This is a genomic window from Mediterraneibacter faecis, assembly GCF_055383675.1.
Window position 1 is genome coordinate 2,809,481 of the sequence record NZ_AP043803.1, and the last position, 24,143, is coordinate 2,833,623.

At 42.6% G+C, this 24,143-nt stretch carries 13 protein-coding genes and 3 rRNA genes; 1 reads left to right on the top strand and 15 read right to left on the bottom strand.

Annotation, left to right across the window (positions count from 1 at the left end; genetic code table 11):
* Nucleotides 1–547: 547 nt before the first annotated feature.
* The 7 genes from ACZ47Z_RS13385 to ACZ47Z_RS13415 all read right to left on the bottom strand — a co-directional run bounded on the left by ACZ47Z_RS13385 (nt 548) and on the right by ACZ47Z_RS13415 (nt 13,163).
* A 23S ribosomal RNA gene (locus ACZ47Z_RS13385) occupies nt 548–3,437 on the bottom strand.
* Nucleotides 3,438–3,844: 407 nt separating this feature from the next.
* Nucleotides 3,845–3,962: ribosomal RNA gene (gene rrf, locus ACZ47Z_RS13390) — 5S ribosomal RNA — on the bottom strand.
* 66 nt (nt 3,963–4,028) lie between these two features.
* A 16S ribosomal RNA gene (locus ACZ47Z_RS13395) occupies nt 4,029–5,559 on the bottom strand.
* The 16S, 23S and 5S rRNA genes sit together here, the layout of an rRNA operon.
* An 822-nt stretch (nt 5,560–6,381) precedes the next feature.
* Nucleotides 6,382–6,906, bottom strand: a complete 525-nt coding sequence (locus tag ACZ47Z_RS13400) for a VanZ family protein (RefSeq protein ID WP_288645677.1) — start codon at nt 6,904–6,906, stop codon at nt 6,382–6,384.
* A 71-nt stretch (nt 6,907–6,977) separates the two neighbouring features.
* Nucleotides 6,978–8,342, bottom strand: a complete 1,365-nt coding sequence (locus ACZ47Z_RS13405; RefSeq protein ID WP_054753152.1) for an MATE family efflux transporter — start codon at nt 8,340–8,342, stop codon at nt 6,978–6,980.
* A gap of 248 nt (nt 8,343–8,590) precedes the next feature.
* Nucleotides 8,591–11,074, bottom strand: a complete 2,484-nt coding sequence (locus tag ACZ47Z_RS13410; protein ID WP_464525640.1) for a hypothetical protein — start codon at nt 11,072–11,074, stop codon at nt 8,591–8,593.
* 16 nt (nt 11,075–11,090) lie between these two features.
* Nucleotides 11,091–13,163 (bottom strand): efflux RND transporter permease subunit, encoded by a 2,073-nt coding sequence (locus ACZ47Z_RS13415; RefSeq protein ID WP_288597352.1) that lies wholly within the window; start codon nt 13,161–13,163, stop codon nt 11,091–11,093.
* Between the two features lie 251 nt (nt 13,164–13,414).
* On the opposite strand from ACZ47Z_RS13415, the gene ACZ47Z_RS13420 reads away from it, so the two are divergent.
* Nucleotides 13,415–14,020, top strand: a complete 606-nt coding sequence (locus ACZ47Z_RS13420; RefSeq protein WP_227165469.1) for a TetR/AcrR family transcriptional regulator — start codon at nt 13,415–13,417, stop codon at nt 14,018–14,020.
* Between the two features lie 542 nt (nt 14,021–14,562).
* Here the strand turns inward: ACZ47Z_RS13420 and ACZ47Z_RS13425 are convergent.
* The 8 genes from ACZ47Z_RS13425 to ACZ47Z_RS13460 form a co-directional block, all read right to left on the bottom strand.
* On the bottom strand, nt 14,563–15,501 hold the full coding sequence (locus ACZ47Z_RS13425; RefSeq protein WP_054753137.1) for an alpha/beta fold hydrolase: 939 nt from the start codon (nt 15,499–15,501) through the stop codon (nt 14,563–14,565).
* A 10-nt stretch (nt 15,502–15,511) separates the two neighbouring features.
* On the bottom strand, nt 15,512–16,882 hold the full coding sequence (locus tag ACZ47Z_RS13430) for a citrate/2-methylcitrate synthase (RefSeq protein WP_054753135.1): 1,371 nt from the start codon (nt 16,880–16,882) through the stop codon (nt 15,512–15,514).
* Between the two features lie 182 nt (nt 16,883–17,064).
* Nucleotides 17,065–17,937 carry a 16S rRNA (adenine(1518)-N(6)/adenine(1519)-N(6))-dimethyltransferase RsmA gene (gene rsmA, locus ACZ47Z_RS13435; RefSeq protein ID WP_020436330.1) on the bottom strand — a complete coding sequence of 291 codons (873 nt, stop codon included), beginning with the start codon at nt 17,935–17,937 and terminating at the stop codon, nt 17,065–17,067.
* Nucleotides 17,938–17,953: 16 nt separating this feature from the next.
* The gene (locus ACZ47Z_RS13440; protein WP_054753133.1) at nt 17,954–18,715 is read right to left on the bottom strand and encodes a TatD family hydrolase; all 762 of its coding nucleotides are present in this window, start codon (nt 18,713–18,715) and stop codon (nt 17,954–17,956) included.
* 301 nt (nt 18,716–19,016) lie between these two features.
* Complete coding sequence (locus tag ACZ47Z_RS13445) at nt 19,017–21,287, bottom strand: hydratase (protein ID WP_015528694.1); 2,271 nt, start codon at nt 21,285–21,287, stop codon at nt 19,017–19,019.
* Nucleotides 21,288–21,421: 134 nt separating this feature from the next.
* A complete protein-coding gene (locus ACZ47Z_RS13450; RefSeq protein ID WP_020436328.1) occupies nt 21,422–22,321 on the bottom strand; it encodes a sensor histidine kinase in 900 nt (299 codons plus the stop codon).
* 3 nt (nt 22,322–22,324) lie between these two features.
* Entirely contained in the window at nt 22,325–23,170 is an 846-nt protein-coding gene (locus tag ACZ47Z_RS13455) for an ABC transporter permease (protein ID WP_054753131.1), read from the bottom strand.
* Complete coding sequence (locus ACZ47Z_RS13460; protein ID WP_227159201.1) at nt 23,163–24,116, bottom strand: ABC transporter ATP-binding protein; 954 nt, start codon at nt 24,114–24,116, stop codon at nt 23,163–23,165. The genes ACZ47Z_RS13455 and ACZ47Z_RS13460 overlap by 8 nt, the downstream gene beginning before the upstream one ends.
* Nucleotides 24,117–24,143: the final 27 nt, after the last annotated feature.

Below are 24,143 nucleotides of genomic sequence, written 5' to 3' on the forward strand. Positions count from 1 at the left end.
CTATCGGTAATCTCTTGTATTTGTTTCTTAACATTATGTTAACAAAACTTTCCAATTTAATGAATATTAAATTTTCAAGATTTATAACACTATTTCAAGATTTATAACACTATTTCAAGAAGTTACGTGTTTTACCTCCAAAAAATAACCCAGAATCAACTGATAAATTTTCTCTTTTATCAATTAATTCTGGATTAACACTTGCTGCTTTTTTCCACATCTTCATAATAATAATCTCCTCCTCAAAACGAATTGATATTCTTTATGAGTCGTATATTAGACCACAAAGGAGTGATTTGTCAAGCAAAAAACAGACTGTGCTCTGCTTTTTAGCTATATTCGTTAAATATAGTCAAGTGATGTTAAAATACATCGAGTTGGTTGTTGTATCTATTAATCTGATATCTTAATACATTTCGTTCTATGGAAGTTATTGCAAAGAAAAAAACAGTGCTTTCACACTGCTTCTCATTCCTGTCTATATTCCATGTACCTTCAAAACTACATACAGTTAAAACCAACATCATCATCCAAACCTATCACTGCTTTGGTTATGCCCTCGACCTATTAGTAACAGTCAGCTCCATGTGTTACCACACTTCCACCTCTGCCCTATCTACCTCGTCGTCTTCAAGGGGTCTTACTAACTTGACGTTATGAGATATCTCATCTTGAGGGGGGCTTCACGCTTAGATGCCTTCAGCGTTTATCCCTTCCCGGCTTGGCTACTCTGCTATGCCTTTGGTAAGACAACAGATACACCAGCGGCCAGTCCATCCCGGTCCTCTCGTACTAAGGACAGCTCCTCTCAAATATCTTACGCCCACGCCGGATAGGGACCGAACTGTCTCACGACGTTCTGAACCCAGCTCGCGTACCGCTTTAATGGGCGAACAGCCCAACCCTTGGGACCTACTTCAGCCCCAGGATGCGATGAGCCGACATCGAGGTGCCAAACCACTCCGTCGATGTGAACTCTTGGGAGTGATAAGCCTGTTATCCCCAGGGTAGCTTTTATCCGTTGAGCGATGGCAATCCCACTTTATACCACCGGATCACTAAGTCCTACTTTCGTACCTGCTCCACCCGTCGGTGTCGCAGTCAAGCTCCCTTCTGCCTTTGCACTCTTCGAATGGTTTCCAACCATTCTGAGGGAACCTTTGAGCGCCTCCGATACCCTTTCGGAGGCGACCGCCCCAGTCAAACTCCCCACCTGACATTGTCCCCCAGCCGGATCACGGCTGCTGGTTAGAAACCCAGTACTGCAAGGGTGGTATCCCAACATTGGCTCCATAGCAACTGGCGTTACCATTTCCTAGCCTCCCACCTATCCTGTACATGCAATACCGAATCCCAGTATCAAGCTGGAGTAAAGCTCCATGGGGTCTTTCCGTCCTGGCGCAGGTAACCAGCATCTTCACTGGTATTTCAATTTCACCGGGTGCATTGTTGAGACAGTGCCCAAATCATTACGCCTTTCGTGCGGGTCGGAACTTACCCGACAAGGAATTTCGCTACCTTAGGACCGTTATAGTTACGGCCGCCGTTTACTGGGGCTTAAGTTCAAAGCTTCGCTTGCGCTAACCTCTCCCCTTAACCTTCCAGCACCGGGCAGGCGTCAGCCCATATACCTCACCTTTCGGTTTTGCATAGACCTGTGTTTTTGCTAAACAGTTGCTTGGGCCAATTCTCTGCGGCCATCTTACTGGCACTCCTTCTCCCGAAGTTACGGAGTCATTTTGCCGAGTTCCTTAACAATGCTTCTCCCGTCGGCCTTAGGATTCTCTCCTCATCCACCTGTGTCGGTTTACGGTACGGGTATCCTGCAAACAATAGCGGCTTTTCTTGACAGTCAGCTCACGTGCTTCCCTACTTATTTTCAGTCCACATCACGTCTTCAGATTAAAGAGCGGATTTGCCAACTCTTCTCCTACCTCGCTTGTACCGGTCTTTCCATTCCCGGCTCACGCTCTCTGCCTGTGTCCCCACAGTTCTGTTACAGGATAGTACAGGAATTTCAACCTGTTATCCATCGACTACGTCTTTCGACCTCGCCTTAGGCCCCGACTTACCCAGAGCAGATCAGCTTTACTCTGGAAACCTTAGATATTCGGCCGGAAGGATTCCCACCTTCCTCTCGCTACTCATTCCGGCATTCTCTCTTCTTAAAAGTCCACAGCTCCTTCCGGTACTGCTTCGTCCCTTTAAGAATGCTCCTCTACCAATTGAATTCTCAATTCCAAAGCTTCGGCAGTGTGTTTTAGCCCCGGACATTTTCGGCGCAGGACCTCTCGACTAGTGAGCTATTACGCACTCTTTGAATGAATGGCTGCTTCTGAGCCAACATCCTAGTTGTCTTCGAAATCCCACATCCTTTTCCACTTAACACACATTTTGGGGCCTTAGCTGTTGGTCTGGGCTCTTTCCCTTTTGACCACCCAACTTATCTCGGATCGTCTGACTCCCATACATCATCTACACGGCATTCGGAGTTTGATATCCCTTAGTAAGCTTTGACGCCCCCTTAGGAATTCAGTGCTCTACCTCCGCAAGACTCGTATGAGGCTAGCCCTAAAGCTATTTCGAGGAGAACCAGCTATCTCCGGGTTCGATTGGAATTTCTCCCCTATCCACACCTCATCCCCACCCTTTTCAACGGATGTGGGTTCGGTCCTCCATTGCCTTTTACGGCAACTTCAACCTGGACATGGATAGATCACCCGGTTTCGGGTCTACTCCGACTGACTATGCGCCCTATTCAGACTTGGTTTCCCTTCGGCTCCGGACCTTTAGTCCTTAACCTCGCCAGCCAGCGTAACTCGCCGGACCGTTCTACAAAAAGTACGCGGTTGAGCATATAAAGCTCTTCCACAGCTTGTAAACATATGGTTTCAGGTTCTTTTTCACTCCCCTCCCGGGGTCCTTTTCACCTTTCCTTCACAGTACTATGCGCTATCGGTCACTAAGTAGTATTTAGCCTTACGGGGTGGTCCCCGCATCTTCCCACAAGGTTCCACGTGTCTCGTGGTACTCTGGATCCCGCCATGTCAACTCGTCTTTCGCTTACGGGGCTTTCACCCTCTCTGGCCGGCTTTCCCAAAACCGTTCTGCTAAACTCGTTGAATCAATTCCGCGGTCCGAACCCCAGCATGCACGCACGCTGGTTTGGGCTCTTCCGTTTTCGCTCGCCGCTACTCACAGAATCACATGTTGTTTTCTCTTCCTCCGGCTACTTAGATGTTTCAGTTCACCGGGTTCCCTTCCTTAAGTTATGTATTGGCTTAAGGATACTTGAGGTTTGCTCAAGTAGGTTTCCCCATTCAGAAATCTCCGGATCAAAGGATATTTGCTCCTCCCCGAAGCTTTTCGCAGCTTATCACGTCTTTCATCGGCTCTTAGTGCCAAGGCATCCACCATACGCTCTTATCAGCATAACCAACTCGACCTCATCCCACGGGAATGGGATAATGTCCACACATACATAGCGTTGTATGCGTTGGTGATAGTCAATTTATTTTAAGTCTGTTTTCTTCAGACTGTAAGTTAATGTTGTTAACATTACCTCGGATGTCTTGATTAGATATTTATCTAAATCTATTGATTTTTACTATATGCAGTTTTCAAGGTACATAAGATGAAGTTCTTATTCAGTTCTTCATCCGACTGATATTTTCATCAGTCATTACATACACAAATCTCTTTGTATATCTAATCACTGGTGAAACCAGCTATCATAACAGCACTGCCCTGCTGATTGGGTTGGCGGCGATAAGTTGTTGCTCATCTGTGCCTGTATCTATATGTTCAACTTCGGCAGCGTCTCTGCCTTAGTTTCTTTCTTTTAATTTGGCGGCCACCTACTCTCCCACACCGTCTCCAGTGCAGTACCATCGGCCGCTTAGGTCTTTACCATCGTGTTCGGGATGGGAACGGGTGTTACCCCTAAGCGCATCGCCACCAAAAATTTTAGGTTACTTGATAACCCAACAATAGACAACAGTAAAACGCTTTACTTCTTTCTTCCTTAGAAAGGAGGTGATCCAGCCGCACCTTCCGATACGGCTACCTTGTTACGACTTCACCCCAGTTATCGGTCCCACCTTCGGCAGCTCCCTCCTTACGGTTGGGTCACTGACTTCGGGCGTTACTGACTCCCATGGTGTGACGGGCGGTGTGTACAAGACCCGGGAACGTATTCACCGCGACATTCTGATTCGCGATTACTAGCGATTCCAGCTTCATGTAGTCGAGTTGCAGACTACAATCCGAACTGAGACGTTATTTTTGGGATTTGCTCGACCTCGCGGTTCTGCTTCCCTTTGTTTACGCCATTGTAGCACGTGTGTAGCCCTGCTCATAAGGGGCATGATGATTTGACGTCATCCCCACCTTCCTCCAGGTTATCCCTGGCAGTCTCTCTAGAGTGCCCGGCCAAACCGCTGGCTACTAAAGATAGGGGTTGCGCTCGTTGCGGGACTTAACCCAACATCTCACGACACGAGCTGACGACAACCATGCACCACCTGTCATCCCTGTCCCGAAGGAAAGGCAACATTACTTGCCGATCAGGGAGATGTCAAGAGCAGGTAAGGTTCTTCGCGTTGCTTCGAATTAAACCACATGCTCCACCGCTTGTGCGGGTCCCCGTCAATTCCTTTGAGTTTCATTCTTGCGAACGTACTCCCCAGGTGGACTACTTATTGCGTTTGCTGCGGCACCGAACAGCTTTGCTGCCCGACACCTAGTAGTCATCGTTTACGGCGTGGACTACCAGGGTATCTAATCCTGTTTGCTCCCCACGCTTTCGAGCCTCAACGTCAGTTACCGTCCAGTAAGCCGCCTTCGCCACTGGTGTTCCTCCTAATATCTACGCATTTCACCGCTACACTAGGAATTCCGCTTACCTCTCCGGTACTCTAGATTGACAGTTTCCAATGCAGTCCCGGGGTTGAGCCCCGGGTTTTCACATCAGACTTGCCACTCCGTCTACGCTCCCTTTACACCCAGTAAATCCGGATAACGCTTGCACCATACGTATTACCGCGGCTGCTGGCACGTATTTAGCCGGTGCTTCTTAGTCAGGTACCGTCATTTTCTTCCCTGCTGATAGAGCTTTACATACCGAAATACTTCATCGCTCACGCGGCGTCGCTGCATCAGGGTTTCCCCCATTGTGCAATATTCCCCACTGCTGCCTCCCGTAGGAGTTTGGGCCGTGTCTCAGTCCCAATGTGGCCGGTCACCCTCTCAGGTCGGCTACTGATCGTCGGCTTGGTAGGCCGTTACCCCACCAACTACCTAATCAGACGCGGGTCCATCTCATACCACCGGAGTTTTTACCCCTGCACCATGCGGTGCTGTGGTCTTATGCGGTATTAGCAGTCATTTCTAACTGTTATCCCCCTGTATGAGGCAGGTTACCCACGCGTTACTCACCCGTCCGCCACTCAGTCACCAGGATCTTCATCCGAAGAATCAAATCAAGGTGCTTCGTTCGACTTGCATGTGTTAAGCACGCCGCCAGCGTTCATCCTGAGCCAGGATCAAACTCTCGTTAAAAGTGTTTGTATCCAGTTCAGAACCAACTAACTAGCTAATTCTTCCCTTTTTACTGTTGTTTTGGTTTGTTTAAAAACCGTTCTTAAAAATCTTCTCTTAAAGAAATTTTCAAGGGTTGTTGTTGTCTATTGTTCAGTTATCAAGGTTCTTTGTTTGTGTCGTTCTTTTCAAGCGACAGCTTTTATATTTTATCAAAAGCTTTTGTCTTTGTCAAGAACTTTTTTATTTTTCTTTTGCTGTTTGTGAGTCACTCATCCGCTTCTCTTCGACAGCTCATTTATGTTATCACATTCAAACTTTTCTGTCAACCACTTTTTAACAATTCTTATGAGTTTTTATTAGTTCTTCTTATAAGCTGCTCTTTTGAACTTTCTTTCCTCAGGGACTGTCCGCCTCCGCGCCTTCCTCTAAAGTAAGCTTTCGTTCTATAGTTTTCAGTGCCGTTCTCAGCGACGAATGTTATCTTAACACAGCCGTTTTTAATTGTCAATGTTTTTTATATATTTCATGCAATTCAGAATATTCTGAAAATTAGTATCTGCGTTCCCCGACCCTAACAGATTTTGCAAGCTTGCTTGCAATAAACTGGTAGGGGTGGGGAACATAGGGCGAATGCCCTTAACCGAAAGGACGTCAGTTCTTTCGGTTGTTGCAGATGCGTAAACTGCGTTTCCAAACCCTAACAGGTTTTGCAAGCTTGCTTGCAACAGGCTGATAGGGTTGGGGAACATAGGGCGAATGCCCTTAACCGAAAGAACGTCAGTTCTTTCGGTTGTTGCAGATGCGTAAACTGCGTTTCCAAATGCTACGAATATTGCATGCTTACTTATTTGCCACAAACAGCGCACTCAACAATGCAATTCCAACGATTTCAACCGCTGCTCCAACTACATTGATTACACGCATTCTTTTCTTGGATAATATTTTCCCAAAAAGTACAAAAAGTAATGTCCCCAATACACCACCGAGTGTATTTCCAAGTAAATCTGTAATATCACTTACTCCAATTGAAAATATCCACTGTATAATCTCAAAGCTCAAACTTATTAGAAATGATGCACCAATCCCCTTCCACCATTTTCTTTCTCCAAAAAATGCAGTAAAATATACTCCTGCCGGAACGAAAACAAGTATATTATATACCACTTCTTTTATATGCATTATAGGCTTAACGCTTGTTTCATAATGAAAAGGAATCAAATTTAATTGTCTCAAATGTGGGATTTCTTCTATAGCAAATGCAAATTTAAACAGCACAAGCCAAGTTAGCAAAAGAAGATATACTCCAAATACGATACATGATATCACTTTGGTTCTATGATTTTCCCATTGTTTTTCTTTTACCATTTTCCCTTAAACACCTTTCTCATATATGCTTTATCGTTTCTTATAAAAGAATAATAGCAGGCTTTTCTTAATCAAAGCCTGCTATTATTCTTAAGTATTCTTGAACTTCTTGTAATCCAGAAGAATGTTGCTACAAAGATAATACCTTTTACAATGGATGTCGATGAAACTGCACACCAGATTCCATTAAGTCCGAGTGCTGTTCTGCAAAGGAGAATTGCCAATGGAATTCTCGCTCCTGTAAATATAATTGAAATCACACTGCACAGATGTGTCTTTCCAAGTCCGGACAATGCCCCAACCGTCATAAGCTCTACGCACATAAATGCTTCACTGAGTCCTACGATTATAAGGTAATCTACTGCGATTTCAATTGCTGTTGCTTCATGGAAAAAAATTCTTGCGATTGGTTTTGGAACAAATACAAATATTGTTGTAATTATCAATCCCCAAATACCAACTGTCCATAAAGATGCTCTGTATCCTTTCTTGACACGATCCATCTTGTTGGCTCCATAGTTCTGTCCAACAAATGCATTCAGCGCCGCAGCGAATCCATCCGCCGTATTCCATGAGATCGATTCAATCTGACCACCGACTCTCTGTACTGCAACTGCCTCAGCACCAAAGACGGATACCATACGTGCAAGTACCATTGAGATTACACAATAAGCCATTCCCTGAAGTGCTGTCGGAATTCCGATCTTGCAGATTCCACTTACATATTCCATCGGAATTCTTGCAAACAGACGAATTCCTTTTAATACATTATCCTTCTTCTGCACAAAGATTCCGATGATCATTACACTCATTACAATTCCCTGCGCTGTTACAGTCGCAATTGCTGCACCTGCCACACCCAATTCAGGAAGTGGCCCCGGTCCAAGAATCAGTACCGGATCCAGGATCATATTAATTACCAGCCCGATCAGATTCGCAATAAATGGAGTCTTTGAATCTCCCTGTGCAGTATAAATACCTGTCAATGTAAATGTCAGAAATGAAAATACGATCAAACCGCAGGCAATTCTTGTATAAGAAAGTGCAGCCGCAATTGCTTCTGCATCATCCAAATGAAAGAAGCCGATCAATCGATGTAAAAACAGCAATACAATTGCCGCATATACTAATCCCATCAATGTAGCTAACTGTACTGCGGTCTGCGCATATTTATTCGCCTCGTCTCTATTTCCTTTTCCGATACATTGCGCTACTTGAACTTGTCCGCCCATTCGAGCCATAGATGCCAATCCTTGTGACAGCCAGGTGTACATTCCTCCAACACCAACTCCGGCAACTGCCTTCGAACCAAGCAGACCGATCCATGCCATATCTGTAAGATTATACAATGTCCCTAAAAATGACGATGCCATAATCGGTATCGCCAACTTTGTCAAGGTCTTTAAAATAGGACCCTTTGTTAAATTTCCTTCCATATCTTCCCCACATACCATAATTTCTACTATCAATTTGTTCTACTGTGCATTCAATAGCATCTCTATAGACAGACTACTACATAATGGTATTTTTTGCAATCCCTTCTTGTGATGGCAAATTCCAAAACGAAAAACGGAGTTACTGTTCACTCCCGTGTCAATCACTCCGCTGATTGACACAGTAACAAAACGGAGAAATCCTGGTCGGGGATTTCTCCGTTTTTCCTATATTATAGAGATGATACGATTTACTCGATTGCTTCTGTCTCGATTACGAATTTCACGTTTCCTTCCATTCCGCTGTCTTTTCCACTGAATGTTGTATAAGTACAATCATCCGATGTAAGTGCATCGAAACGGTCAAGTACATCACCAAGTTCGTCTTCTACTGTGCTCTTTAATTTGCTTGTTCCTTCACGGTCGAACTTCTCCATACCGTCTGCGAGTTCTCTTGCTCCTGACTGAAGAGTTGCTGCACCTTCACGAAGGGCTGCGCTGTTCAGTGAAAGTTTTGCCGCTCCGGATGACATCTGGCTTCCCAGTGTATTTAGTCCGCTTGCCAGCTGGTTTGTTCCGCTCTGAAGTGTCTGAACTCCTGCTACCAGTGTTGAACTGTTAGCTTTCAGTTTGTTGGCTCCTGCTAAAAGTGCGTCATTATTTGCACTCAACTGTGAGAATCCACCGTTCAGTTCAAGAATACCCGTAACTGCTGCCGGGAACTGTGCCTGTACAGATTTGTTTAACTCACCAAGGTTAGATGAAAATGTTCCGATTGCTATATTTAATCCCTGCATTCCTGCATCCAGCTGATCTACAGATTCTGATAACTGTCCGATTGCTTCCGCCGGAAGTTTATCCTTCATACTTGTGATTGTCTGAAGTTTCTCCTGCATTGCCGGAAGCTGAGCTGTCAGTGTCTGTGCTGTCTGCTGAAATGTTTTCATTGACACACTGATTGCTCCCATCTCCTGCTGGATCGCTGTTGTATCAATTGTTGGAATTGTCACACTAACTTCGCTTGCCTTCTCGAGTCCGCTCAATCCGTCTGCCGCGCTCTTTGCTGCATTTAATTTATCAATTGCTGCCTGAAGATCCGCTTTTGCAGTCTCGTCTGTTGTCTGATCTTTCTTCGCCTGTAATTCACTGACTGCAGAATCAATTGTTGCTTTGCTGTTTGCTGCTGCATTTTTTGCTGTATCAACCTTATCATTATAATCTCTGATCTTTGCATTCAGATCATCTACTGCACTCTGACAAGTTGTGTCCAAAGTAGCAAGCTGCTGGTTAATCATTCCAAGCTGCTGACTCAGACTTGTGAGGTTAGCTGCAATATTCTGAACCGGTGTTGCAATTCCATCATTCAGCGCTGTTCCAAGCTGCTCTGTCTGATTGATCATTTCAGTTCCTGTCGCCAACATATTTCCTACCTGACCCAAAAGTGCCTGAACCTCTTTGCTTCCAAGTGCTGCTTTCAGCTGTGCTGTTCCCGCTGCCAGTTGGCCGGCTGCTACCTGAATATCTTCTGTCGCTGCTCCTTCTCCGTCAATCGCTGCATTCAGCTGACTGATCGCTCCCTGTACTGTTTTCAGTCCGCTGCTGAGCTGGCTCAGTTTCGCGGCACCTGCTGCCAGCTGCTGTTCACCGCCAATATAAGCTGTAACTCCGTCAGCCAGTGCATTTGTTCCGTCTGTATAATCCTGCACGCCTTTGACAACTTTATTGACACCATTCACATACTCTGTCACGCTTCCGTTCAGTTCTCCATTGCTTCCAAGGTACTTCTGAATTGCATCATTCAAAGTATCCGCACCTTCTGTATAGCTGTTGACACCGTCTGCAAGTGTTCCGGCTCCGTCTGCAAGTGTGTCAGATCCACTTACTAACTGAAGTGCTGCATCTTCCAGTTCATCTAAGGAACTCTTCAGTGAATCAACATCTACGATATTATCAAAATCAATGTCATCAAGAAGATCGGTAAGTGCCACTGTAAATGTAGAAGACATTGTGAAATCTGTCACATCAGCTTCCACGCAGAGACTTTCCGGGATTGTCAGATCTTCTGTTTTGCTTTCGTCCAGATTCAAACTTTCTTTCATGCCAGGCATTCCGAATCCGACTACGATATTCTTGCTTCCATCAGAAATAACTTTTCCGTTATCAATCGTAACATTGCTAAATGTTTCATTCGGAAGGATCATTCCCGTCATCATGACAAATGGTGTGTAAACTTCTTCTTGTTTTCCATCTACGCTGACTGTTTTCTTCTCTTTATTTGTATAATCCACCTGAATCTTCAGATGTCCGCTTTTTCCTTTCAAATCTGCCGGTTTGATTTCTTTTCCGTCCAGATAGTAAGTAAGCTTTACAGAAACCGGAAGATTCTGATCTGTTGTTCCCTGATAATAAATATCTTCACCGTCTGTATTCCATGTCAATGTATCTCCAGATGCTTTGAATGTTTCATCACCTTTTACATTCTTAATATCTTTCAGAGTACTTGCATCTGTCAGGCTTCCTGATACACTGCCCGAATTCTTCAGCCAGTTAGATACTGTTACTTCATCAATTGTTCCTGTTGCGTCTGCATTTACATAAACTGTCTCTTCCTTATAAACTGCATCTGCGTCAGAACTTGTTCCTGCAGCAAAGACCGGCACAGCACCCATCATTACTGACATTCCAACGGCAAGAGAAGTTGTGAGTCCACGTTTGATTTTTCTGTTTTTGTTCATGATTCTTACATCCTTTCTACTTTTTTCCACCGAGGAATCCGATGGACGTCTTACATATTACTTTGTCAAATATCATAAACATCGCCGGCAATATCAGGATTACAACAACCATACTGATAATCGCTCCTCGCGCAAGCAAAGTGCAAATAGAACCGATCATTTCAACCTGAGAGTAGCAGGCTACTCCAAATGTTGCCGCGAAGAAACTTAATCCGCTGCTGATAATTGACGGCATACTAGTTTTATGGGCAATACTGATTGCTTCCATCTTATCTCGTCCACGCTGACGCTCTTTCTGATAGCGGGTCGTCATTAGAATTGCATAATCTACAGTTGCTCCCAACTGAATTGCTCCAATTACTATACTTGCAACAAATGGAAGGCTTGTTCCCTGATAAAACGGGATTGCCATATTAACCATAATTGCAAATTCAATAACTGCCACCAATATGATTGGCAGTGATATTGATTTGAAGATAATCATAATAATGATAAATATCGCTGCAATTGAAAGTGCATTTACATTTACCAGATCCACATTGGTTACATCCTCCAAGTCTTTCATCAAAGGAGCTTCTCCAATTACCATCGCATTTTTATCATAAGATTTTACAATCTTATCGATCGATGCAATCTGTGTATTGACTTCCTCTGTTGCTGATTCATATTCCGAGCATACGAATGCAAGCTCGTAATCATCGCTTTGCAGCATTTCTTTGATATCATTTGGTATCATAGAGTCTGGCACTGCCGGTCCAATCAGCGAATTCATACTGATCGTCCACTTGACACCCTTCACAGAATCAATCTCATCGAACATTTTCGACTTCTGTTTTGCATCCATACTTCTATCTAACATAACCATATGAATATTACTCATATCGAAGTCTTTCTTAAGTTCTGCATTCGCCACATTACTGTCCAGTGTGGATGGGAGTGAATCTGCAATGTTGTAGTAAATCTTTGTGTGATTATTTCCATAAATAGCCGGGAATAAAAGTACCAGGAAAACAACGATCCATACTTTATAGTGCTTTGTAATAAAAGCTGATGGCTTATCCATGTTGCTGAGCAACAGTTTATGTTTTGTCTTCTCAATTGGTTTATCAAATACAAGAACCAAAGAAGGTAAAACTGTTACGCAACAGATCACACCGATCAATACGCCTTTTGCCATAACGATACCAAGATCTCGGCCAAGTGCAAATGTCATAACACACAACGCTACGAATCCGGCTACTGTCGTAACAGAGCTTCCTGCCACAGACTTAAATGTATTGGAAATCGCATGTCCCATGGCACGTTCTTTCTCTCCCGGAAAACGCTTCTTGTTTTCCTCGTAGCTGTTCAAGAGGAAAATGGAATAATCCATTGTCACACCCAGCTGCAATACCGCAGTCAATGCCTTTGTGATATACGAAGTCTCTCCAAGGAAAATGTTGCTTCCAAGATTGTAGAGAATCGCAAGCCCAATACTGATCAGAAATAAAATCGGTACTACGAAAGATCCGCTTGTCAGTTCAAGTACGACCAGACTTAAAAGTGCTGCAATCACCACATAAACCGGAAGTTCTTTAAGTGCCAGATTCTTAATATCTGTAACAACTCCTGTCATACCGCTGATAAAGCACTGATCATTCGCCAGCTTTCTCATCTGTCCGACAGCATCCATAGCTTCATCAGAAGATGTTGTATTATCAAACAATACAAGCATCATCGTGGCATCGCCTTTGAAAAACGCCTCCTTTAAATCCTTTGGGATCATCTCCACCGGAAGACTGATATCAGCTACATCGTCATACCAAAGTACATCTTTTACATGCGGTACTTCACTGAACTGATCTTCAAGCTTCTGAACATCCTTCATGTCCATGTTCTCTACCACGACCATGGAGAAAGCGCCCATTCCATACTCATCCACCAGAATATCCTGACCCTTTACTGTCTCCAGATGCTCCGGCAGATAACTGAGCAAATCATAGTTTACACGTGTCTTTGCCATCCCGATGACCGACGGGATAATCAGAAGAAATCCGATGATCAACATCAGAACTCTGTGTTTGGCAATCCATTTGCCAACTTTAACCATTTGTATCATCTCCTATACTGTCTCACTACTCAAGTCTCTTATAGTATAGCGCGAAATGACCATTAGTCAATATTTTTTTGTTAAAAAATGAAAAATGGTCATTTTTATTGACTTTTAGGAATTTTGTGCCATACTAGTAAAAAGACAATAGGAATTTTTCACAGAATGTATTTTTATGAAAACCTCTTATTGGCAAAGTTTGTATTATATATTACAATCACTAAAGACACACAAAGGAGGTCATTGAGATTATGGGAAAAGTAGATGATAATAAAAAACAGAAAATGAATACACTGCTCCAGACTGCATTTGACCTGTTCACCGGAAAAGGCTTTGCCAAAACAACTGTATCCGACATCGTGAATCAGGCCGGTCTGGCAAAGGGGACATTCTATCTTTATTTCAAAGACAAGTATGATTTAAGAGATAAATTGATCGCATACAAAGCCTGTCAGCTTTTTGATGATGCACACAAGCAGCTTGAAGGAACTGAGATTAATTCTTTAGAAGAAGAGATTCTTTTTTTAACAGACTATATTATTGACCGTTTCCAGAAACAGCAGTCCTTGTTAAAATTTTTGTCAAAGAATCTCTCCTGGGGAGTTTTCCAGGATGCTGTCGGAACAGGTTCTGTAGTGTCCAGGCAATTTTATGATCACTACAGAAATTCACTTGTAAAATATAATGTAAACTGTGAGAATCCGGATCTCTTACTTTTTACACTAATTGAATTGATCAGTTCAACAAGTTACAACTGTATCCTTCATGAGAAACCTGTTTCTATGGAAGAGTACAAACCTTATCTTCATAAATCACTCAAGAAGGTCTATGAAGTGTTTGTAAGCGTTCAGGATTAAGTTTATTTTATTTTATTTATTTTTCTTTTAATGTTTGAACATAATTTTGACACATTTTCTGTCTATACTAAGACTCAGATAGTTGATAAACAACTATCTCCCCCCTCATAAAGTAATGGCATCCCGGTGTGCCGGGATGTCGACTTTACTCTCATTCCTTTAGATAATAAAAAGAAGACCCGATTGTCAATCTGCTGAAGCAGTGAGGTGCTCGGGTCTTACTTTTTGTGTTTTCATATGATGTCGTGCAGGATTGTTTTATATATAACACCACCTATATTCTGGCATCATCTAAGTTATCACTGCAACGCGAAAGCCCGCTAACCTTTCGGCTAACGGGCTTCGTTGTGTTTATAGTTATCTAAAGGAATGAGAGTAAAGTGTTGACACTTTCCTGTGTCACAACTTTATGAGGGGGGGAAGATAATTGATTTTCTCTTATCAACTATCTTGATATTAGTATATCCGGAAAATGTGTCAAAAGTATGAGTGCTTTCTTAAAGAATACGAAAAAATATAAACAGATTATGAAAAAATATAAACTAATAATTTATTTTTCTACGTTCTTCCATCCACTCGAGAAGATCTTCATATACCTGCTCCCGATCTGTCTCGTTGAGCAGTTCATGACGATCACCGGCATACAGTCTTAGACTGATGTCCTGGATTCCGGCCGCTTTGTATTTCTCATAAACCTTCCTTACGCCTTTTCCGAATCCTCCAACCGGATCTTCGGCACCGGCTGCGAAAAGGACTGGAAGCTGCTTCGGAATCATATAGATACTTTCTTTTTTCTCCATTATAAGCATCCCGGTAAACATGCTATAATACGCGTTCACTGTAAAGACAAAGGAGCACAGTGGATCTGAAATATATTTTTCCAGATGTTCTTCATCACTGGTTACCCAGTCCGCGCGTGTCTTTGGATTCTTGAATTTCCTATTATAGGCACCGACTGCCATTCTATCCACCAGTTTACTTTTATAATGCCAGCCACGGAACATCGCCAGTGTCCTACACAATCTTCTTCCAAACTGAAGTGTCGCTCTCTGCTGATCTGCTACAACTCCGATAAACATTGCTCCCGCCAGCCCATTTCCATACATCTGTACATACTGGCGCAAAAGACTTGAGCCCATGCTATGTCCTAACATAAAGTAAGGTACATCCGGATATTTCTTCATCGTCCGCTGACGAAGTGTATGCATATCTCCGATCACGCATGCATTTCCATATTTTTCGTTAAAAAATCCATACTCCGACTTGCTCTGCACAGATTTTCCATGCCCTAAATGATCGTTTCCAACGACATAATATCCATGACTACACATGAATTCTGCAAATTCATCGTATCTCTTAATATATTCCACCATTCCATGGCTTAACTGCAGGACAGCTTTCACTTCTCCTTCCGGTTTCCACTCAATCGTGTGGATCTCCGTATTGCCATCCTTTGAAGGGAAATAAAACTCATCTCTCATCGTTCATTCACTACCTGTCATCTAATTTGATATAATCACGATATGGTGCAAGCGGCTTATAAGCCGGACGTATGATCTTATCTACATTCTTCAACTCTTCCAGTCTGTGTGCACTCCATCCAACGATACGTGCTGCCGCAAAAATTGGAGTATATAATGCCGGTGGAAGATCAAGCATGCTATAAACAAGTCCACTGTAGAAATCTACGTTCGCATTAACACCTTTATACATCTTACGTCTCTCGCTAATGATCTCCGGTGCCATCTTCTCTACTTTCTCATACAGTGCATATTCTGCCTCGTGGCCCTTTTCATATGCAAGCTGCTTTACAAACTTCTTGAAGATCTCCGCTCTTGGGTCGGATACAGAATAAATCGCATGTCCCATTCCATAGATCAGACCTCTCTTATCAAACGCTCTCTTCTCCAGCAGTGCCTCAAGGTAAGCTCTGATCTGATCATCATCCTGCCAGTCTGTCAGCTGCGTCTTCATATCTTCAAACATCTGTGTTACTTTCACGTTCGCACCACCATGTTTTGGCCCTTTCAATGACGCCATAGCTGCTGCAATTGTAGAATAAGTATCTGTTCCTGAAGATGTAACAACATGCGTTGTAAATGTTGAGTTGTTACCACCGCCGTGATCCATATGAAGAACAAGAGCCATATCAAGGATCTTCGCCTCAAGTTCTGTATACTGACGATCTTCTCTGAGCATCATCAGAATATTCTCTGCCATAGACAGTTCTTTCTTCGGTGCATAAATATACAGATCTTCACCCATTTTATAATTGTAAGCAAGATAGCTGTAAACCATAAGCATTGGGAACTGGCTGATCAGGTTCAGACTCTGACGCAGTACATTCGGAATGCTTGTATCATCCGCTTTGTCATCGTAAGAATAAAGCTGAATAATACTTCTTGTAATACTGTTCATCATATCACGGCTCGGAGCCTTCATGATCACGTCACGTACAAAATTCGGTGGAAGCATCCGGCGGTCAGCTATCATATCCTTAAAATTCTCAAGTTCCTTCTGATTCGGAAGCTCTCCAAAAAGAAGCAGATATGCAATCTCCTCAAATCCAAAATGTTTCGCCTCAAGGAATCCGCTTACAAGATCTTTAATATTGTAACCTCTGTAATAAAGATTACCTGCACACGGTACGGATACACCGTCTACAATCTTTGTTGCACACACATCGGATATATTTGTCAATCCGGCAAGTACACCTTTACCGTTCAGATCTCGAAGTCCTCTTTTTACCTCGTATTTGGTATAGAGTTCTTTGTCAATTGCATTGTTCGTTTCACATTTCAGAGCAAGTTCTTCAATCTCCGGAGTGATGTCAAAAAATATGCTGTTAATATCTTTGGCCATGGGCTCTTCCTCCTTCTCTTGTTTCTTCTAATGTCTTTTTATCTTTTAATTATACTAGATATCCGTCTAGTAAACAATTAACTGAATATTAAATCTTTATGAATCAAAAAGTGAAGAAGAATAAAGTTGCTGTCCACTACATTTTTGTAAACAGCAACTTTGTAAATTCCTTTAATATTATTTTATCTGCAATCATAAAGAAAATCTGCCAGCTTTGCAAATTCTTCCAGCGTAAGGGCTTCCCCTCGAATAGATGCACCTCTTCCGAGTGCTTCAATCGCTGCCTCGATTTCTTCCTTCGTGTAGTCAAGTTCTGCCGAATTCTTCAGTCCATTTGCCAAAGTCTTTCTTCTCTGGTTAAAGGAGGCACGGATAATACGGAACATAAGCTTTTCATCCTTTACCTTCACCGGTGGTTCTTCATAACGTTCCAGACGGATTACCGCAGATCCAACCTTCGGACGAGGCATAAAGCAGTTCGGTGGTACATTTGCTACAATATATGGTTTCGCATAATATTGCACAGCCAGAGACAGTGCACCATAGTCCTTCGTTCCCGGTCCCACCTGCATACGGTCTGCAACTTCTTTCTGAACCATAACTGTAATACTCTTGATCGGAACATGATTCTCAAAAAGTCCCATAATGATCGGCGTTGTAATGTAATATGGCAGGTTGGCCACAACCTTGATCGGTTTTCCTCCATTTTCCTCTTCTGCAAGCTTTGCAATATCTACTTTCAGAACGTCATTGTTAATAACCCGGGCATTGTCATAATCTGAAAGCGTATCTTCCAGAATCGGAATCAGTGCCTTGTCAATCTCAACTGCAACAACTTTTCTCGCTGCACATGCCAGATACTGTGTCATCGTTCCGATTCCCGGTCCGATTTCCAATACAAAATCATCTTTTGTAATCTCTGCTGCCGCAATAATTTTGTCCAGTACATGTGTATCGATCAGAAAGTTCTGACCGAACTTTTTCTGGAATACGAAATTATATTTCTGTAATACTTCTATCGTATTCTGTGGATTTCCAAGTGTTGGTTCTTTCATCTCATCTCTCCATTTCTTATAATTGATATAAATCCCTTGCATTCTTCTCTGTCTGTTCGATCACCTGCTCCGCAGAAATGCCTTTTAGCTCTGCGATCGCTTCTACAACATATGGCAGGTACAAGGACGAATTTCTCTTTCCTCTGAATGGTGTCGGTGCCAGATACGGACAGTCTGTCTCAAGAACAATTGACTCCAGTGGAATTTCTTCTACAATCTCTTTTAACTTCTTTGAGTTCTTGAATGTCACAACACCGCCGACTCCGATGTAATATCCCATCTTTACATATTCTCGCGCCATCTCAAGGCTGTAAGAATAACAGTGTATCACACCTTTGAGTCCTTTTCCATGTTCTTTCATAATTTCCATCGTATCAGCTGCCGCCTCACGGCTATGGATCATCACAGGTTTGTTCATCTCTCGCGCAAGATCCAGCTGTCTGATGAACCAATGTTTCTGCAGATCATGCCCTTCTTTATCCCAATAATAATCAAGTCCGATCTCGCCAACCGCAACGATCTTTTCTTTCTTTAATAATTCTCTCATTCGAGCGAAATTCTCTTCATTCAGTGCACCGACTTCGTCCGGATGTACACCTACTGATCCATATATAAATGAATACTTCTCTGCGAGTTCTACTATCTTATCCCAGGACTCTACTGTCGCCGCTGCATCCACAATTGTTCCAACGCCGCCTGCTGCCATACTGCTTAGTAGCTCATCTCTGTCTGTGTCAAACTGCTCATCATCATAATGCGCATGTGTATCAAATATCATTTTATTTACCGCCTATTTTCAATATTTCTAATCTTGTGCTTTATTTTACCACAAATAATTCTTTCCGTCTTCATATAATACATCCATCGCCCCAATGTCCAAGGTTCTCAAGTTCCGCACAACTAACTAAATCAGACATTTCATAAGCAGATTTTTTCATTCTTATACCTTAACGTGTTACATTTTATTTCGTTTTAATACTAGCATGTGAAAATTTAATTAGCAAGATAAAAGCAGCGAGATACAGGTCATTCCCCATATCTCGCCGCTTTTCTTTCATTTTATCATATTTAATGATTGACTAATGATTTCTATAGTAATTGATCAGACATCCGTCAAGAATGATCTCACGCTCTGCGTCTGTAAGATCTCCCAGCTTAAGGTTCAGTTCTTTGAGTTCATCACCTACAACATAAGCTTTGATCACATCCGCTTTCTCTTCTACTGCTTTTCTCACATTAGGAACAAAGATGTAATCTCCGTTCTTGAAGGAAAGTGCTTCATGATCTTCTTCTGTCAGGAATGGGAGCATTCCCCAGTTGATCAGGTTGGAACGATAACGCTTTGTTGCATACTCTGTTGCGATGTTTGCCCATCCTCCAAGTACTTTCTGACAGGAAGCTGCCTGCTCACGAGCAGATCCGTCTCCTGGTTTTACTGCGAAGATTGTACTTCCGACACCAAGGTTACCCTTGCCAACTTCCGGATATGTCTCGTGAATCTTATCCATCACCGGTTTCAGTTCTGCAAGTGCATCTACCGGACATTCATCTGCTTCAATTGCTTTCTGAGCTTTCTGTACTTCTTTCGCACGTCCGACGTATGCAGGATCTTTTCTTGAAAGAGCGAACTCTGCAAGTCCCAGTGGATTAGAACGGTAAGAAGATGTCTCTCCGGACGGAATCAGCTCATCTGTTGTTGTAACAGGATCATGGATCTCAGATACAACCTTCACAAGCAGGTTCTGTGGAAGTGCTGACATTGCCGGCCAGTCCTTAATGTTTGGTCCAAATTTAATCTCAACGCTTGGATCAGCAACGCCCTTGCTGTCAAATACACGGTTTGCATAAATGTTCTTATCAAAGTGATATTTCTGTCCTTTGTACTCTACATCCATTGCTGTTGCCGGTGTTAAGAATCCCTTGTTTGCTGCTGTTGCTGCGATAGAACGAGCATCCATCAGTGCTACAGAAGAGATCTGTCCGTTCTGCAGCTTACTTCCTTCACGGTTCGGGAAGTTTCTTGTTGTATGACGGATAGAGAATGCGTTATTCGCCGGAGTATCTCCTGCTCCGAAGCACGGTCCACAGAATGCTGTCTTCACAACAGTTCCTGCTTCCATAAGATCTGCAATTGCACCATTCTTAACAAGTTCCATATAAATCGGTGTACTTGCCGGGTAAACGCTGAATGTAAATTCATCTGCTCCGATGTTCTTTCCTTTGATGATATCTGCAGCTGCACAGATATTTTCAAATCCACCACCTGCACATCCTGCGATGATTCCCTGCTCTACATAGAACTTACCGTTTCTGATCTTATCCTGCAGAGAGTAATCAACTGCACCGTCAAGACTTACAAGTGCTTTCTGCTCTACATCATGAAGGATGTCTGCCAGATTTGCGTTCAGTTCATCAATTGTATAAACATTGCTTGGGTGGAACGGCATTGCGATCATTGGCTTGATCTCGCTTAAGTTCACATAAACCATACCGTCATAATATGTAACTGCTCCAGGATTCAGTTCTTTGTAATCTTCACTTCTTCCGTGAATATCATAGAACTCCTGAATCTTCTCATCTGTTTTCCAGATAGAAGACAGACAAGTTGTCTCTGTTGTCATAACGTCGATTCCGATACGGAAATCTGCACTAAGCTTGCTGACTCCAGGTCCAACAAACTCCATAACCTTGTTATTCACATAGCCATTCTTGAATGTAGCTCCGATGATTGCAAGAGCAACGTCCTGCGGTCCTACACCTTTCATCGGCTCTCCGTCTAAGTAGATTCCGATCACGCCCGGCATCTTAATATCATAAGTCTTGTTCAGAAGCTGTTTCACAAGCTCCGGTCCACCTTCACCCATAGCCATCGTTCCGAGTGCTCCGTAACGTGTATGGCTGTCAGATCCAAGGATCATCTTTCCTCCGCCTGCAAGCATCTCACGGGCAAACTGATGGATAACTGCCTGATGCGGTGGTACATACATACCGCCGTACTTCTTCGCACAAGTTAATCCAAACATATGATCATCTTCGTTGATTGTTCCACCAACTGCACAAAGACTGTTATGACAATTTGTAAGTACATACGGCATCGGGAACTTCTCAAGTCCTGATGCACGTGCTGTCTGGATAATTCCAACAAATGTAATGTCATGGGATGTCAGCTTATCAAAACGGATCTGCAGACGCTCCATGTTCTCGGATGTATTGTGTGCCTTTAAAATACCATATGCCATTGTGTTCTGAGCGGCTTCTTCCTTCGTCAGCGGAACCTGCACATTTCCTGTGTCTTCTACTATCTCTGTTCCATTGAGAAGATATACGCCATTCTCGTACAATTTAATCATGTAAAGACCTCCTTCAATCTGATCTATAGTTTTGAAATAACTGCTACCATATTAACATATTTCAGTGTTTCGGTAAATCTAAATTTTCGCAATTCAGCATTGTAACTCAATAAAGTGCAATTTTTACTGATTTTTTAGATAGAAAGCGGAAATCTCATCTCAATAATAAACTCATTTTTCTCTGTCTTTGCGCTGATTTCTCCATTCATACGTTTCACAAGTTCCTTTGCAATAGATAGTCCCAATCCGGTAGATGTTTTGCTCCTTGCCACATCCGCTTTATAAAATCTGTCAAAGACATGTTCTATATCAATCTGCTCCGAATGTATCACCTGATTCCTGATTCGCAATACTGCATGCTCCTGCTTGCGCTCTAACACAATACTTATCTTCTTTTCTCCATGATCCAGGCCATTTTTAATTACATTCTGAATAACACGGTGGAGTCCTTGTTTATTTCCGGCTATGGACAACAGTTCTTCTGTAATCTGAATATCCGGCTGGATTCCCCTTCTTACCCAGTCATCATAATAGGAAAACACCGTTTCTTTCAGAATCCGGTTGATACAGCAAGGCGTCAGTTCCAGACTATAGGATTCATTTTTTAACTTTGTGAACATGAAAAGTTCTTCCAGCATTTCATTCAGACTGTGTATTCTTTCATGAATAATATTCAGATAACGTCTCTGGTCTTCGACATTTTCGCATTCTTCCATAAGCTGAAAATATCCATCCAGAGATGTCAGCGGTGTCCGGATATCATGGGAAAGATTCGTATAAGTATCCGCGATCAAAGCTTCTTTCTCCTGATAACGCTGCTTCTCTTTTCTTTGTAATTCCAGAAGTTCATTCAATCTGTCTGAAAGCGTTCCGATTCCACCCAAATCAAACTCGCGTTGAATCAACATGTTACTGTCATGTTTCATCAAGAACGCCAATTGGCGGCAGATGTCCTTCACCTGCCGCTGATATTTCCACATAATAATAAATTGTAAAATGATAATTCCTGCTAATATTCCAATTACGATATACATCCGCTAAATATCCCTCTTTTGAAAAACAGCACTGCTTGCAGCTATCATTATGACAGCAAACACAATTGCCACGCCGAATGCTGCCAGACACTCATTTCCACTTGGATTCATAGGAAGCAGTGATAATTTCCCGGTTATCGTATACTTATAAATCTGGAAATTCTGGATTCCCATTTTCCGAACAGCACTGTTTATTAATCCGTATACGATACTCATTATATTCATTGTAAGACAAATCGCGATGACCATGCTGATCACATTATTTTTCAGAATAATTGCAATCGCCATGCAGATCAACACGAGTGCATAATGAAGTGCCAGCTCCGTCAGGAAATAAGACAGAATAGCTTTTGAACTTCCCAACGTCAATTCTTTGAATACTATATAGTTCGCAGCTCCCTGGAGTAAGAATGCACCTGCCATTGTCAGCACCGTAAAGACCGCCAACGCAATAGATCTGGAAAAAATCAGTGTTCCTCTTTTTTGAACCTGGCCGCCAATATTTTTAATATAACCGCTTCCAATATCCGCTGTTGAAAACATCACAGCAAAAATCACCAGAAACAACGCATAAAATTTTCCCTGAGAATTTGCAAAGAAAATGTCATACACCGTAACCTTTTCTCCCGGTTCTGTCGGCAGTGTCACCATCATTCCCACATTAATATTCTCTGAAGTCGGTTCCGCAAACTGCTCCTGCCGCACGGTATCTTCTTTACTTAATGAATCATAATCTGTTTTACACATAAATGTTGTAAACAGTACTGACACAGCCAGCACGATCCATACTACATACATACTTTTGGTCCGAAACATCCGGTACAAATCCATTTTTATCATATTAAGCATGGCTGGCACCTCCTGTCAGATTCAGAAAATACGTTTCCAGTTCTTCACTCGTTATAGAAAGCCCTTTTACCGGAATTCCTGCCTTTGCAAGCTCCATATTCAACGTTGCACTTTCATTCAGACGTTCAAAAATGTGAATATGTTCTTTGTCTGTTACCTGATAATTCGTGAATCCCATAGCATCCAGCACCGGAATTGCCAGCTTCGGATCAGCCAGTGTTAATTCCATCCGCTCACTGCATCTTCGCATTAATTCTTCTCTTGTAAGCTCCTGCAATAAACTTCCATTGTGAATGATTCCATAATCGGTAGCAATCTTCGATAATTCTTCCAGAATATGACTGGAAATGCAAATCGTCATATTCCTCTCTTTCTGAAGTCTCTGAATCGTGTCACGAACCTCAGCAATTCCCTGTGGATCCAACCCATTGATTGGTTCATCAAGGATTAACAGATCCGGTTCTCCAACCAACGCAAGACCAATTCCCAGACGCTGTTTCATTCCAAGAGAAAAGTGTTTTGTCTTTTTCCGTCCCACATGCTCCAGACCTACTGTTTTCAATATCTCTTCAATGTAACCTGCTTTCTTTATCCCAAACAGCTTGCATTTGATATTCAGATTTTCATATGCGGTCATATTTCCATATAATCCCGGTGCTTCAATCAGACATCCCACACGGGAGCGGACTTTCTGTAAATCCTTTCCCTTGTATCCGAAGATCTCAATCTCTCCACTCGTTGGCCTGGAAAGTCCACTGATCATCTTCAGGCAAGTCGTCTTCCCTGCTCCATTTCGTCCGATAAATCCGTAAATAGCGCCCTTTTTAATATGCATACTGACACTGTCCACAGCTTTATGATGTCCATACCGCTTCGTCAGTCCTCGTGTTTCCAATAACATCTCACTCAAATTTTTCATCTCCTTTTTCTTATCTGCATTTATCATAAAAGATGAATCCTAATCAAACGCAAA